This window comes from Kitasatospora sp. NPDC057965 (assembly GCF_042887135.1).
Classification (GTDB): Bacteria; Actinomycetota; Actinomycetes; order Streptomycetales; family Streptomycetaceae; genus Kitasatospora.
On record NZ_JBHVPZ010000004.1, the window covers coordinates 377,304 to 391,473 of the forward strand.

General features: G+C 74.1%; 9 protein-coding genes, 1 tRNA gene and 1 pseudogene. 5 read left to right on the plus strand and 6 right to left on the minus strand.

The genetic code is table 11. The annotated features are described in order from the left end of the window. Nucleotides 1-16: 16 nt before the first annotated feature. The 4 genes and pseudogenes from ACFVVU_RS07520 to ACFVVU_RS07535 all read left to right on the plus strand — a co-directional run bounded on the left by ACFVVU_RS07520 (nucleotide 17) and on the right by ACFVVU_RS07535 (nucleotide 5,889). Nucleotides 17-2,239 (plus strand): (Fe-S)-binding protein, encoded by a 2,223-nt coding sequence (locus tag ACFVVU_RS07520; protein ID WP_380684801.1) that lies wholly within the window; start codon nucleotides 17-19, stop codon nucleotides 2,237-2,239. A 368-nt stretch (nucleotides 2,240-2,607) separates the two neighbouring features. Continuing rightward, nucleotides 2,608-3,681 (plus strand): annotated as a pseudogene (locus ACFVVU_RS07525) (sugar phosphate nucleotidyltransferase); the annotation flags it as partial. Between the two features lie 186 nt (nucleotides 3,682-3,867). After that, a complete protein-coding gene (locus ACFVVU_RS07530; protein ID WP_380689572.1) occupies nucleotides 3,868-4,842 on the plus strand; it encodes a YIP1 family protein in 975 nt (324 codons plus the stop codon). A 156-nt stretch (nucleotides 4,843-4,998) separates the two neighbouring features. Next, entirely contained in the window at nucleotides 4,999-5,889 is an 891-nt protein-coding gene (locus ACFVVU_RS07535; protein WP_380689570.1) for a metal-dependent hydrolase, read from the plus strand. A gap of 77 nt (nucleotides 5,890-5,966) precedes the next feature. Here ACFVVU_RS07535 and dcd read toward each other — a convergent pair whose 3' ends face one another. Together dcd and ACFVVU_RS07545 are read right to left on the minus strand one after the other, a co-directional pair. Next, complete coding sequence (gene dcd, locus ACFVVU_RS07540) at nucleotides 5,967-6,542, minus strand: dCTP deaminase (protein ID WP_380685229.1); 576 nt, start codon at nucleotides 6,540-6,542, stop codon at nucleotides 5,967-5,969. An 82-nt stretch (nucleotides 6,543-6,624) separates the two neighbouring features. After that, the gene (locus ACFVVU_RS07545; protein WP_199839558.1) at nucleotides 6,625-6,846 is read right to left on the minus strand and encodes a hypothetical protein; all 222 of its coding nucleotides are present in this window, start codon (nucleotides 6,844-6,846) and stop codon (nucleotides 6,625-6,627) included. Nucleotides 6,847-7,122: 276 nt separating this feature from the next. Here ACFVVU_RS07545 and ACFVVU_RS07550 point away from each other — a divergent pair. Then, nucleotides 7,123-7,196, plus strand: a tRNA-Gly gene (locus ACFVVU_RS07550). A 67-nt stretch (nucleotides 7,197-7,263) separates the two neighbouring features. On the opposite strand, the gene ACFVVU_RS07555 is transcribed toward ACFVVU_RS07550, so the two are convergent. From ACFVVU_RS07555 to ACFVVU_RS07570, 4 genes are all read right to left on the minus strand, one after another. Then, nucleotides 7,264-8,499 carry an MFS transporter gene (locus ACFVVU_RS07555; RefSeq protein WP_380685225.1) on the minus strand — a complete coding sequence of 412 codons (1,236 nt, stop codon included), beginning with the start codon at nucleotides 8,497-8,499 and terminating at the stop codon, nucleotides 7,264-7,266. 196 nt (nucleotides 8,500-8,695) lie between these two features. Further along, nucleotides 8,696-12,013, minus strand: coding sequence for a BTAD domain-containing putative transcriptional regulator (locus ACFVVU_RS07560; RefSeq protein WP_387788678.1), 3,318 nt, complete (start codon nucleotides 12,011-12,013; stop codon nucleotides 8,696-8,698). 336 nt (nucleotides 12,014-12,349) lie between these two features. Then, entirely contained in the window at nucleotides 12,350-12,958 is a 609-nt protein-coding gene (locus ACFVVU_RS07565; RefSeq protein ID WP_380685221.1) for a TetR/AcrR family transcriptional regulator, read from the minus strand. Between the two features lie 555 nt (nucleotides 12,959-13,513). Next, nucleotides 13,514-14,158 carry a response regulator gene (locus tag ACFVVU_RS07570; protein ID WP_387788679.1) on the minus strand — a complete coding sequence of 215 codons (645 nt, stop codon included), beginning with the start codon at nucleotides 14,156-14,158 and terminating at the stop codon, nucleotides 13,514-13,516. Between the last annotated feature and the right edge of the window lie 12 nt (nucleotides 14,159-14,170).

Sequence of the window (14,170 nt, forward strand, 5' to 3'; positions counted from 1 at the left end):
AGGAGACGGAGAGCCGATGCAGCTAGCAGCGATCGTCATCTCGCTGGTCACATTCGTGGTCGGCACCGCGCTCGCCGCTCGTGCGGCGCTGTACATCTACCGGGTGGTGCGGACCGGTCAGCCGGACCCCACCCGCTTCGGGCAGCCCGCGCAGCGGGTGAAGACCGTGGCCGTGGAGTTCGTCGGCCACACCAGGATGAACCGCTGGGGGATCGTCGGCGTCGCCCACTGGTTCGTCGCGGTCGGCTTCCTCACCCTGGGCCTGACCCTGCTGACCGCGTTCTTCCAGCTGTTCGACGCCGAGTTCGTGCTGCCGGTGCTCGGCGGCTGGCTCCCGTACGAGCTGTTCACCGAACTGGTCGGCACCTTCACCACGCTGGGCATCGCGACGCTGATCGTGATCCGCCTGATGAGCCTGCCCGGCCGGGCGGGCCGCAAGTCCCGCTTCGCCGGCTCGATCGCCTGGCAGGCCTTCTACGTCGAGTACACGATCCTCGGCATCGGCCTGTGCATCATGATCCTGCGCGGCCTGGAGGGCGCGCTGGAGAACGTCGGCTCCTACGAGGCCAAGTACCTGATCTCCTACCCGCTGGTGGCGGCCTTCCGCGGGCTGTCCCACGGCACCCTGGAGAACCTGGTCTACGTCTTCGCGATGCTGAAGATCTGCATCTCCTTCGCCTGGGCGATCACCATCGGCCTCAACCCCTCGATGGGCGTGGCCTGGCACCGCTTCCTGGGCTTCTTCAACATCTACTTCAAGCGCGAGGAGGACGGCTCCACCGCGCTCGGCGAACTGCGCCCGATGACCAGCGGCGGCAAGCCGATCGACTTCGAGGACCCGGCCGACGACGCCGTCTTCGGCGTCTCCCAGGTCGAGCACTTCTCCTGGAAGGGCATCCTCGACTTCTCCACCTGCACCGAGTGCGGACGCTGCCAGTCGCAGTGCCCGGCCTGGAACACCGGCAAGCCGCTCTCCCCGAAGCTGCTGATCATGAGCCTGCGCGAGCACGCCTTCGGCAAGGCCCCCTACCTGCTCGCCGGCGGCGGCAAGGACATGGAGGGCACCGAGCGGGCCACCGCCGAGCAGCTCGCGGACGTCCCCGCGGCCGCCCTGGCCGAGGCCGAGCGCCCGCTGATCGGCACCGCCGAGGAGAACGGCGTCATCGACCCCGACGTGCTGTGGTCCTGCACCACCTGCGGCGCCTGCGTCGAGCAGTGCCCGGTCGACATCGAGCACATCGACCACATCGTCGACATGCGCCGCTACCAGGTGATGATCGAGTCCTCGTTCCCCACCGAGGCCGGCACCATGCTCAAGAACCTGGAGAACAAGGGCAACCCCTGGGGCATGGCCACCAAGGCCCGCCTGGACTGGGTCAAGGAGCTCAAGAAGGAGACCGGCATCGAGGTGCCGGTGATCGGCGAGGACATCGACCCCGCCGAGGTCGAGTACCTGTACTGGGTGGGCTGCGCCGGCGCCCTGGAGGACCGCGCGAAGAAGACCACCAAGGCCTTCGCCGAACTGCTGCACACCGCCGGCGTGAAGTTCGCGATCCTCGGCAAGGAGGAGTCCTGCACCGGTGACTCCGCCCGCCGGCTGGGCAACGAGTTCCTCTTCCAGATGCTCGGCGCGCAGAACGTCGAGACCCTGAACGCGGCCCTGGAGGACGCCCCGGTCAAGCGGATCGTGGCGACCTGCCCGCACTGCTTCAACACCATCGCCAACGAGTACCCGCAGCTGGGCGGCCACTTCGAGGTCATCCACCACACCCAGCTGCTGCAGCACCTCATCGACGAGGGCAAGCTCGTGCCGGTCAACCCGGTCGAGGGCCTCATCACCTACCACGACCCCTGCTACCTGGGCCGCCACAACAAGGTCTACAGCCCGCCGCGCGAGATCATGGACAAGGTCCCGGGGCTCCGCCAGCAGGAGATGCACCGCCACAAGGAGCGCGGCTTCTGCTGCGGCGCCGGCGGCGCGCGGATGTGGATGGAGGAGCGGATCGGCAAGCGGATCAACACCGAGCGCGTCGACGAGGCGCTGTCCCTGAACCCGGACATCGTCTCCACGGCCTGCCCGTTCTGCCTCGTCATGCTCTCCGACTCGGTCAACGGCAAGAAGAACGAGGGCGCGGCCAAGGAGCACCTGAAGGTCGTCGACGTCGCCCAGCTGCTGCTCGACTCGGTCAAGGCGACCCCGCCGGCCGAGACGGAGGAGCCGCAGACCGTCGGTGCCTGAGGCGCGGTCGGGCGCGTCCGGAGGGGTTCCGGCCGGCGTGCCCGGCGAGGGTCCGGCCGGCCCGACACGGTCGTGAACCGGCCCGGTTCTTCGACAGTTCTGCAACAACCGCCCGGCCCGGGGGGTGCCCACCGGCGCCCGCCCGGGCCGGGCTTTTCGGGTCCCGCGGGCCGCGCCGCGGTCACCGGACCGGCCGCCGGGCGCCGGGCCGCCGGGCGGCCCCGCGGTAGGGAGGAAATACAGTAGGCGCCGGACCGGCCGCGAGCCGGTCGATCCGTTCCGGCCCCCGGGACGGCGTACAGCAGACCGACGGAGGTATCGGCCCGCCGGGCCGGGCCGCAGAGAGCACAAGGGGAACAGCGCAGACCATGACCGAGGCGATCATGCTGGTCGGTGGTAAGGGCACGCGACTGCGTCCGCTGACCACCCACACCCCCAAGCCCATGCTGCCCGTGGCGGGCGTCCCCTTCATCGCGCACCAGCTGGCCCGCGCGGCGGCGGCCGGGGTCACCCGCGTGGTGCTCGCCACCTCCTACCTCGCCGAGGTCTTCGAGGACCACTTCCAGGACGGCACGCCCTACGGCATCGAGCTGGTCTACCTGACCGAGCGCGAGCCGCTCGGCACCGGCGGCGCCATCCGCAACGCGGCCACCGGGCTCACCTGCGGCCCCGACGAGCCGGTCCTGGTGTTCAACGGCGACATCCTCTCCGGCGTGGACATCGCCGCCCTGCGCGACGGCCACGTGGCCGCCGGGGCCGACGTCACCCTGCACCTCACCCGGGTCGAGGACCCGCGCGCCTTCGGGCTCGTGCCCACCGACGCGAACGGGCGGGTGCTGGAGTTCCTGGAGAAGCCGGAGACGCCGGAGCAGATCGTCACCGACCAGATCAACGCCGGCTGCTACGTCTTCACCCGCTCGGTCATCGACCGCATCCCGACCGGCCGCGAGGTCTCCGTCGAGCGCGAGACCTTCCCGGAGCTACTGGCCACCGGCGCGCTGCTGCGCGGCGTCGTCGACACCTCGTACTGGCTCGACCTCGGCACCCCGGCCGCCTTCGTGCGCGGCTCGGCCGACCTGGTGCTCGGCAAGGTCGACTCGCCCGCCGTCCCCGGCCCGACCGGCGACGCCCTGCTGCTGCCCGGCTCGACCGTGCGGGACGGCGCGGTGCTCAGCGGCGGCACGGTGGTCGCCGAGGGCGCGGTGGTCGAGGCCGGCGCGATCGTCGAGGGCAGCGTGATCCTGCCCGGCGCCGTCATCGGGCCGGACACCCTGGTCAAGGACTCGATCGTGGGCGCCTTCGCGACCATCGGCGACCGCACCGCGCTGGACGGCGCGGTGATCGGCGACGGCGCGATCGTCGAGTCGGACAACGAGCTGCCGAACGGTGTGCGGATCGCCTGCGGCACGCTGCTGCCGGTCGGCGCCGTGCGCACCTCGGCCGGCCCGGGCGGGTGCCCGGCCGGGACCAGCGCCGCGGCGGCGGTGCACGGGCCGAAGGTCGGCGTCCGGGGCTGAGCCCGGGGACGGGCGGCGGGCAGGTGGGCCGGCGGTAACAGGCTCGCTGCAAACCGGCCCCGGTCCGGTGCCCGTCCGCCACGGCGCCCGCCCGGCGGGTACCTTCGGAACGTGGCTGGCAATCGATACGACAGCGGTCAGGGCGCCGACCCCCATGGCGGGTGGTCGGGGCCCCCGCAGCAGCAGGCGGCGCCCGGGGGGTACGGGCCGACGGACGGGCCGGAGTACTTCACCGGCCCGCAGCAGGGGCCGCACCAGGACCCCTACGGCGGCTACGACCCGTACGGGCCGCGCGCCCCGCAGGCTCCGCACCCGGCTCCGCACCAGGCCCCGCACGCGGACCGGTACGCGGCCGACAACCCGGGCCACACCCGGGCCTTCCCGGTCGGCGCCGACCCGTACGCGGGCGAGCCGTCCTCCTACGGCCGGCCGCCGTACGGTCAGCAGGAGCAGCCGTACCAGGAGCAGTACCAGGAGCCCTACGGCCAGGACAACGTCGCCGTCTACCGTGCCGGCGGCCAGTCCGCGCCGCAGGCCGTCGGCCCCCGGCCGACCTGGCGCGAGCTGCTGACCGGACTGTTCCGCACCCCCACCGCGATCTTCGACCGCACCCGCGACCACCAGGTCTGGCTCCCCGCCGTCACCGTCTCCCTGCTGTACGGCGCCCTCGCCGTGCTCGGCATCGGCCTGACCCGCGACGACGTGGTCAACTCGACCTTCACCGTGGCGCTCACCGCGATGCTCGCCGCCGCGATCGGCTTCACCCTGGCCGGCGCGATGCTCGGCGCGGTGACGTACGGGCTGGCCCGGCAGTTCGGCGGCGACGGCCCGTGGCAGTCCACCGTCGGCCTCGCCGTGCTGATCGGCTGGGTCACCGACGCGCCCCGGCTGCTGCTGGCGCTGGTCCTGCCCGCCGACAACCTGCTCGTCCAGGCCGTCGGCTGGGCCACCTGGCTGCTCTGCGGCTACCTGCTGGCCCTGATGGTCCGCCGGGTGCACGACCTGCCCTGGGGCAAGGCGGCCGGCGCGGCCGCGCTGCAGCTGCTGGCCCTGCTGGTGCTGATCAAGCTGCCGACCCTGGGCTGACCGGGGGCGTCCCCGCGCCGACGGGGACCCTCGGCGACAATGGACGACGGGCCTCGCCTCGCGGGGCCCGTCGCGTTTTTCCCGACCACGTTCCTTCCCGCCCTCTTCCCACCCTCTCCCCACCCTCACCCGACCCTCACCCGCACGGAGCCCGGCATGACCCTCCCCACCACCCACGTCAGCTTCCCGTCCGGGGCGGTGACCGGCGAGTCGACGGTGCTCGCGGTGCACCCGCTGGACGACGGCCGCTACGCCGTGGTCACCGGGGCGACCCCGTTCCACCCGCTCGACCACACCTGGCCCGACCAGCCCGCCGACCTCGGCACCCTCACCGTGGACGGCGTCGAACTGGCCGTCGTCGACTGCCTCACCGGCGCGGTGGGCCCGGACGGCGGCGCGCCGCTGGTCGGCGCCGGCATCCCGGTCCGGCGTGGCGACGAGGAGTGGTCCTGGCTGGTCCTGCACGTCCTCGCGGCCGACCCGGGCGACCTCGTCGGCCGCACCGCCGTGCTCGCCGTCGACGCCTCCCGCCGCGGCGCGCTCAGCGCCTCGCACAGCGGCTGCCACCTGCTCGCCCTCGCCCTCAACGAGGCGCTCGCGCCGCGCTGGCGCAAGGACCCGGGCCGCGCCGACGCCTTCGGCCACCCGGACTTCGACAGCCTCGCGATGGCGACCTCGGTGATGGACACCGAGGCGAGCACCGACACCTACCGGCTCGGCAAGTCGCTGCGCAAGAAGGGCTTCACCGCCGAGGCCACCGAGGAGCTCCCGGCCCTCGCCGACGCCCTCCCCGAGCTCACCGAGGCCGTCAACCGCCGGCTGGCCTCCTGGGTCGCCGCCGACGCCCCGGTGCGCATCGACGTCCCCGGCCCGGAGCTGACCGCCCGCCGCGAGTGGCACTGCGAGCTGCCCGAGGGCGCGGCGCGGATCTTCTGCGGCGGCACCCACCTGCACCACCTGGGCGAGCTGGCCGAGCTGCGCACCGAGCTGCGGCTCTCCGAGGACGGCAGCGAGCTGGTCGCGGTCACCCGCCCGAAGCGGGCCTGACACGCCGGCGGGCGGTCACCCCTGTCCAGGGGTGACCGCCCGCACCGTGCGCTCCGCTCCGTCCCGCTCGGGCCCGCTCAGACCTGCGTGCGGTGGAAGTTCAGGTAGGACCGGGACGGCGTCGGACCGCGCTGCCCCTGGTACCGCGAGCCGTACCGCTCCGAGCCGTACGGGTGCTCCGACGGCGAGGAGAGCCGGAACAGGCAGAGCTGCCCGATCTTCATCCCCGGGTAGAGCTTGATCGGCAGCGTGGCGACGTTCGACAGCTCCAGCGTGACGTGCCCGCTGAAGCCCGGGTCGATGAAGCCGGCCGTGGAGTGCGTCAGCAGCCCGAGCCGGCCGAGGCTGGACTTGCCCTCCAGCCGCGAGGCGACGTCCTCCGGCAGCGTGATGACCTCGTAGGTCGACGCCAGCACGAACTCGCCCGGGTGCAGGATGAACGCCTCGTCGCCCTCCGGCTCGACCAGCCGGGTCAGGTCCGGCTGCTCCTCGGAGGGGTCGATGTGCGGGTAGCGGTGGTTCTCGAAGACCCGGAAGAAGCGGTCCAGGCGCACGTCGATGCTCGACGGCTGGACCATCGTGGGGTCGAACGGATCGATCACCACCCGGCCGTTGTCGATCTCGGTCCGGATGTCCTTGTCAGAGAGCAGCACGCTTCGAGGTTACGTGCACGACGCGGCCCCGGACGAATCGCCCGGGGCCGCGGCCTTCACATCTCTCCCGTCCCAGCCCTCGTCAGGCGAGGAACTCCGCGGCCTCCAGCCGCAGCGCCCGGGCCAGTTGCGGCTCGGACAGCTCCCGTACGTCGGCCAGCACCGAACTCCGCAGCCGTCCGCACTGCGGACACCTGATCAGCCGACCGGGCCCCAGCCGGCCGGGTCCGAGGTTCTGCATCGGGAACGTGGTGGTGCTGAACAGGTGCCCCTCGGCACAACGAACGACGGCGCGCTGCTCCATCGGTCCCCTTCCCATCCTTACCCCAGTACTCACCCGTACTCGTCGCCCCGAACGGCGGAGCCCCCGGGACCAGCGTCACATTAGGGGATGTACCGGACATTCCACACCAAGGCTCGCCGCCCCGCGCCCACCCGCCGGGGCACTCTCACGCGGCCCACACAGTACGCCCCCGCCCACCCCCCGCGCCGCCGCCACCACCCACGGCCACCTGTGCAACCACCGTCACGGATGGGGTACAGTGAGGGACGGATCGAGCCGTCTCTGACGGCTCATCAGGCGGGCGTAGTTTAATGGTAGAACATGAGCTTCCCAAGCTTAGAGCGCGAGTTCGATTCTCGTCGCCCGCTCCAGTAGGCAGAAAGCCGCAGGTCATATGACCTGCGGCTTTTGTGTTGTGTTGTGTCGGGTGGGGCGGGGTCAGGTGCGGGGGAGGGTGCGGATGGGGCGGGTGGCGAGGAGGGCGGTGGCGGTGAGGAGGGCGGTGGCGGCGCCGAGGAGGAGGACGCGGTCGGTGCCGAAGGCGTGGGTGGCGGGGCCGGCCAGGGCGCTGCCGAGGGGGTACATGCCGACGGAGCCGGCGACCTCGTAGGCGTGGACGCGGTTGAGGACCTCGCCGGGGACCTGGGTCTGGACGCTGGTGGCCCACATGACGCCCCAGACGCCGATGCCGGCGCCGACCGCGACCTGGGCGGCGGCGAGCAGCCAGACCGGCCAGCCGAGGACGATGCCGAGCGGGTAGAGGGGGTAGGCCAGCATCGCCACGGCGCCGGCGGCGAGCGGGCGGGCCGGCTTGTAGCGGATCGCCAGCAGGCCGCCGGCCACGGTGCCCGCGCCGAGGGCGCAGTTGAGGAGACCGAACGCGGTGGCGCCGTGGCGGGGGACGATGACGCCGGCGGCCACCGACAGCTGGGGGCCCCAGGAGAGCACCGCGAAGACCATCCAGATCACGATCACGCCCCAGAGCCAGCTGCGGGCGCGGAACTCCCGCCAGCCGACGGCGAGGTTGTGCCAGAGGCTCCCGCCGGGCGGCGGGGCGGGCACCGTGCCGAGCCGGAGGGTGAACAGGCAGGCGGCGCTGGTGCCGTAGGCGACGGCGGAGATGACCATCACCCAGGCGGTGTCCCCGAGTCCGACCAGGACGCCGGCCAGCGCCGGGCCGCCGAGGCCGGTGAGCGCCTCGGAGGTGCGCAGCACGCCGTTGGCACCCTGGACGTCGCGGGAGACCAGCGGGACGGTCGAGGAGGCGCCCGGCTGGAACATCGCGTTGGCGGTGCCGGCCACCACCAGCAGGGCGTACAGCTGCCAGAGGTGGCTGATGCCGTGCAGGAAGAGCAGGGCGAGCAGCACATGGGCGGTGAGGTTGGCCAGGTCGGCGGCGATCATCATCCGGCGGGCGGTGAACCGGTCGGCGAGCACGCCGCCGAACAGCACCAGGCCGGCGAACGGGCCGACCAGGAAGGCCATCGCGTACCCGGCGGTGTCCAGGCCGTACCCGCCGCTGAGCAGGCCGGCCGAGACCGCGACCGGCAGCATGGCCCAGCTGAGCAGGCCGGCGCTGCGGGCGGTGAAGTAGTGGCGGAAGTTGCGGGACCAGATGGCCGGTTCGGCGGTCGGTGGTGCCGCGGCGGGCCGGTGGGTCAGGAGGTCGTCCATGGGCGTTCGATCCCTCGGGGCGCGGGGTTGATGATCACACCGTAGGGAGCGGGTCTGGTGCGACACCGGGAGCCGGACCGGAGGCCGGGAGGGGGCGGGCCTGCGCGGGCACACCGGTGCTGACCTGCGGTTACCTCACCGGAGCGGCGGTCGCAAGGGCGGACCGGCAGAACCGTGGAAACTGCCGGACCGCCGGTCAGCGGATCCCGGACCCGCCCATCGCCCGGGAGAGCCGCAGTGCCTCGCGCCGGTGTCCGAACGCCGGGCCGCGCGCGCCGAGGGCCGACTGCGCGTGGCCGAGCGCCAGCTGGCTGCGCGCCTCGCCCGGCCGGTGGCCGGTCTCGCGGTGCACGGCGAGGGCCGCGTGCCCGGTCTCCAGGGCGGCCCGTGACTCGCCCAGCCGGACCCGGACGCGGGTCAACGCGTCGAGCGCGTTGCCTTCGAGCATCCGGAACCGCGCCTCCCGGGAGAGCGCGAGGGCGTGCTCGGCGGTGCGCAGGGCGGCCCGCGGCTCGTGGCAGGTCCGGACCGTCGCGAGGCCGACGAGCGCGGTGGCCTGCGTGAAGCGGTCGCGCACCAGTTCGGCGAGGCGCAGCGCCTCCCGGTAGCTGTCGGCCGCCTCGGTCGGTTCGTGGGCGCGCTCCTGCGCCGCGCCCAGCGCCAGGAAGGCGTTGGCCTCCAGCGCCCGGTTGCGCAGCGTGCGTGCGGTGGCGAGCGCGGTGTGGGCCAGCCGCCGGCCGGTGGCGTGGTCGCCCAGGTCGGTGTGGGCGCCGCAGAGGCCGTTGAGTGCCACGGTCTCGCTGTACTTGTTGCCGCTCCGCAGGTGGACGGGCAGGGCCTCGCCGAGCACCCGGATCGCGTCGCCGGGGCGGCCCAGCGCCCGGTGGACGATCCCCAGGTTGGTGTGCGCGACCGCCTCCGCGCGGGCCGCGTCGAGCGCGTGGAAGTGCCCGGCCACCCGGGAGAAGTGGTCGGCGGCCTCGTGCAGCCGGCCGAGCCTCCAGCAGATCAGGCCGAGGGTGGCCTCGTCGTCGGCATCGGTGTCGGCGTCGGTGTCGGTGTCGGAAACCTCGCCCGCGGGGCGGTCCGGGTGGCCGGGGCCGCCGGGGCCGCCGGGCCGGGGGCGGTGCAGCAGGGCGGCGGTGGTGAGTTCGGCGCAGTCGCCGGTGTACATGCCGGTGGAGAGGTAGCCGTGCAGGCTCTCCGCGAGCCGCCGGGCGACGGCGATGAGACCGGCGTCGGACGCCTCCAGGACGGCGCCGGCCAGGTTCTCGCGTTCCTCCTCCAGCCACCGCGCCGCCCGGCCGTGGTCGGGGAAGGGGGGTGCGGCCGGCGGCGTGCGGGAATCCGGGTCCGGGGCGGGGGCGGTGGGGAAGAGCAGCCGGGCCGCCGCGTCGGCGTGCCGCAGGTACCAGGCGAAGAGCCGCTCCCGGGCGGTCTGCGCCTCGGTGCCGCCGACCAGTTCACGGGCGTAGGAGCGCAGCAGGTCGTGCAGCCCGAACCGGCCGGCCGCCCGTTCCTGCACCAGGTGGGCGTTGGCCAGGACCGCCAGCAGTGCGGCGGACGCGGCCGGGGCCGCGTCCGCGAGGGCGGCGGCGGCGTCGGCGGAGAGGTCCGGGCCGGGCATCAGACCCAGGAGCCGGAACATCCGCCGGGCCGCGGGCGGCAGCGCGCGGTAGGAGAGGTCGAAGGCGGCCCGTACCGTCGAGCGGTGGTCGCCCTCGACGTGCAGCCGGCCGAGGACGTCGCCACCGGCCAACTCGGCGCAGTAGTCGGCGATTCCGGTGCCGCGGGAGGCCAGGTTGGCGCCGGCGATCCGGATGGCGAGCGGCAGGCCGCCGCAGAGCCGGACGAGTTCGACCGCGGCCTGCTCCTCGGCGGCGACCCGGCACTCGCCGACGGTGCTGCCGAGCAGCCGGCGGGCCTCCTCCGGGCCGAGCACCTCCAGGGCGAGTTGGCGGGCGCCGTCGCTGGCGACCAGTCCGGCGAGCCGGCTGCGGCTGGTGATCAGTACGGCGCAGCCCGGGGCGCCCGGGATCAGCGGCCTGACCTGTTCGGCGTCGCGTGCGTTGTCCAGCACGATCAGCATGCGCCGGTCGGCCAGCAGGGTGCGGTAGAGCGCCGCCGCCTCGTCCCGGTCCGCGGGCAGCCGGTCGGGCCGGACGCCGAGCGCCCGGAGGAAGCGGGCCAGGATGTCGTCGGGACTCAGCGCCGGGAGCCGGGAGTGGCCGCGCAGGTCGACGAACAGCTGCCCGTCCTCGAAGTGCGCGCGCCGGGCGTGGGCCCAGTGCGTGGCGAGGGCGGTCTTGCCGATGCCGGGCGCGCCGACCACCGCCACCAGGTGCGGACGGCGTGCGGGGTCGGTCGCGACGAGGGCGTCCAGCTCCTCCAGCTGGCGCCGCCGGCCGACGTGGACGCCGGTGGCGGCGGGCAGTTGGGCCGGCCGCGGGGCGGTGGGCGCCGGGCCGCCGACCGGTGCGAGCGGCAGTTGCCGGCGCAGCACCCGCAGCTGGGCGTCGTGGACCTCCGCGCCGGGCGCGATGCCCAACTCCTCGTCGAGTCGGGTGCGCAGGCGGGCGAACACGGCGAGCGCGGCGGCCTGTTCGCCGCAGCTCGCGAGCGCGAGCATCAGCCGGGCGTGCAGGCCCTCGTGCAGCGGCTCGGCGTCGACCAGCTCCGACAGCACCGGGACGGCCTCCGCGGAGCGGCGCAGCAGCAGCGCCGTGTCGGCGTGCAACAGGGCGGCCCCGAGGCGTCGTTCGCCGGCCGCCACCGCGGCCGGGTGCCGGCGCAGCGCCGGGTCCGCGTCCGCGAGCACCGGGCCCCGCCAGTACCGCAGCGCCCGCGTCAGCGCCCGGTACGAGGCCTCCGGGTCCGGGGTGCGGTGCGGGCGCCGCGCTTCGTCCAGCAGCTCGTCGAAGCGGCCGAGGTCGATCTGGTTCCGGGGTGCCTCCAGCAGGTAGCCGGTGGGCGTGCGGACGACGGTCGACGGCGGGGCGGTGCGCGGGCCGTCCGGGGTCAGCAGCCGGCGGACCTGGCTGACGTAGCCGTGGACCAGGCTCCGGTGGGAGTCGGGCGGCCCGGACGGCCAGAGGGTGTCGGTGATCTCCTGCCGGGTGGCGGGCGCGGGGTGCTTGAGCGCGAGCAGGCCGAGCAGCCGGCGCACCATCGGGCCGGTCACCGGGACGGTGGTCCGGTCGTGCCGGAGGACGAGCGGGCCGAGGATCAGCAGCCGCGGCCGCCCGGCGCCGTCCGCCGGTTCGGCCGGGGTGGTGGCCAGCAGCTCCGCCAGCTCGCCGTCGGTCAGCCGCAGGGCCTCGGCCAGCTGCCGCAGGGTGCCCGCCCGGGGGCGCCGGACCCGCCCGTGTTCGAGGTCGCGCAGCGCCCTGGTGCTGACCCCGGCCCGTGCCGCGGCCGTCTGCTGGCTCAGCCCGGCCCGCCTGCGGAACGCCTGGAGCCGCGCCCCGAACGCCTCCGACCCGCCCCCCGCTGCCGTCGCCGTGCCCTCCGCCATGGCGTCCCCTTCGTCCGGTGATCAGTGTGGACCGGAGCAATCCACCGGGCAAGCGACGGCCGGCGACGCCCCTGAGCCGGTGACGCCCCCGGGTCGACGGCGCCCCCGGGCCGGGGAGGGGCGCGGGCCCGCGGTCGGCCGCGGGATCGGTCCCGGGGCAGACGCCGGACGGACGCCCGGTGGCCAGGGTCGGCCCGTGAACCGTCAACCGCACAGCCGGCTCAGCCGGTTCGGCACCCTCCGGCACCTGATGGCCCTCGACGTGGCCGGCCCCGCCGGTCGGCGGAGGCAGCGCGGTCGGGGGCCCACAGCAGCAGGGGCTGGGGGCCGGTGGGGTCAGGGACGGGGGTAGAGGCGGAGGAAGGCCTGGACGCCGGTGGTGACGGTGGTGTGGAGGGCGGCGTCGGAGATGGGGACGGCGCCGTAGAAGGACTGGTCGGCCGCACCGCTGAAGGTGAGCAGGGTGAAGTGGGTGGCGGCGAGGTCGGGGTCGTCGAGCGTGAGCAGGCCCTGGGCGGCGAGGCGGGCGAGGTGGTCGGCGAGGTCCCGCTGGGAGGCGAGGGGGCCGGCGGCGAGCCAGGCGGCGAGGACGTCGGGCGGGATGTTGCCGGCCTCGGCGCGGATGGTGCGGCCGAGCGCGTAGTGCTCACCGGCGGCCAGGACGGCCTTGGCGCGGTCGACGGCGAAGGCGACCAGGTCGGCCTCCAGATCGACGATCTTGTGCAGATGACGGTCGGCCAGGCCGGCGATGATCTCGGTGAGTTCGCCCGCGGTCTCCAGGGCGACGGAGAGGAAGAGCTTCTCCTTGTCACCGAAGTGGTTGTAGATGGTGCGCTTGGAGACGCCTGCCTCGGTGGCGATGGCGTCGACGCTGGCCCGGGTGTAGCCCTCGCGGCCGAACACCGTGCTCGCCGCGCGGGCGATGGCCAGGCGTTTCTCCGGCATGCGGCGTGATCCGGCGGTCGATGCCGGGTTCGCTGTGCTCATCGGCGGGTCCCCTCCTCGGCGGATTGCACTACCCGGTGCAGTTTACCGGCCGGAGCGGCTTCGGCGCGGGGCGGTGAAGGGTCGGTGGCGGTGAAGGGCCGGTGGGGGATCGCCGGGGTGGCGCGGGAAGCAGGGAGGCGCGGAGCGAGTCCCCCCGGACCCACTCCGCGCCGCGTCGACGCGCGGCTTTCCCGCCGCTCCCCCCGATCGCCCCGGACTCCCGCCGTCCCCCCTGGCGCCACTCTCCGGCGAGAGCGTTCCGCACAGGCCCGGCAAGCCCCCTTGAGGTGGGGCGTATCGTTGATCGTTACGGTAACAAACCGCGTGGTTGGTTTGTCAATGCTGAATTCCCGAAGCATCCCACCCTCGGGGATCCCGGCCCGGATGGCAAGAGGGGGGCCGGCGGTGCGGGGAAAGCGCTGGTGGGGCCGTTGGTTCGGGTACCTGCGCCGGTGGCACGGATCCGGCGGAACCGTTTGTTCGGAATCAGACAATCCGAACGGAATGTCGGTATCAGCGAAGCAGTCGGCGTTCCTTGGCGACGGCCACCGCGCCGGCCCGGGTGTCGACGCCCAACTTGTCGTAGATCCGGCCCAGATGGGTCTTGACGGTCGCCTCGCTGATGAACAGCGCACGGGCGATCTCCCGGTTGCCGAGCCCCTGGGCGAGCTGGGCCAGGATGTCCGTCTCGCGCTCGGTGAGCTGCGGTGCCGGGGCCCGCATCTGCGCCATGACCCGGGAGGCCACGGGCGGCGAGAGCACCGTGCGCCCCTGCGCGGCCGAGTGCACCGCGGCGAACAGCTCCTCCGGCCGCTCGGCCTTCAGCAGGTACCCGGTGGCACCCGCGCCGATCGCCCGGGTGATGTCGGCGTCGGTGTCGTAGGTGGTCAGGACCAGGACGTGCGGGGCGTCCGGGGCCGCGGTGATCCGGCGGGTGGCCTCCACGCCGTCGATGCCCCCGCCGAGCTGGAGGTCCATCAGCACCACCTGCGGCGCCAGCCGGGCCGCCAGTTCGACCGCGTCCTCACCGCTGCTCGCCTCGCCGACCACCTCGATGTCGCCGGCGCTGGCCAGCAGGGCGAGCAGGCCGGCCCGGACCACGGCGTGGTCGTCGCAGACCAGCAGCCGGACCGGGGACGGGGCGGGGGTGGGGTTCATCGCACGGCTCCA

Bases quoted from the DNA above. Each gene is read 5' to 3' on its own strand.
- ACFVVU_RS07535 (WP_380689570.1), top strand. From the start codon at position 4,999: ATGACCCTCCCCACCACCCACGTCAGCTTCCCGTCCGGGGCGGTGACC.
- ACFVVU_RS07570 (WP_387788679.1), bottom strand. From the start codon at position 14,158: ATGAACCCCACCCCCGCCCCGTCCCCGGTCCGGCTGCTGGTCTGCGAC.
- ACFVVU_RS07545 (WP_199839558.1), bottom strand. From the start codon at position 6,846: ATGGAGCAGCGCGCCGTCGTTCGTTGTGCCGAGGGGCACCTGTTCAGC.
- ACFVVU_RS07565 (WP_380685221.1), bottom strand. From the start codon at position 12,958: ATGCCGGAGAAACGCCTGGCCATCGCCCGCGCGGCGAGCACGGTGTTC.
- ACFVVU_RS07520 (WP_380684801.1), top strand. From the start codon at position 17: ATGCAGCTAGCAGCGATCGTCATCTCGCTGGTCACATTCGTGGTCGGC.
- ACFVVU_RS07555 (WP_380685225.1), bottom strand. From the start codon at position 8,499: ATGGACGACCTCCTGACCCACCGGCCCGCCGCGGCACCACCGACCGCC.
- ACFVVU_RS07560 (WP_387788678.1), bottom strand. From the start codon at position 12,013: ATGGCGGAGGGCACGGCGACGGCAGCGGGGGGCGGGTCGGAGGCGTTC.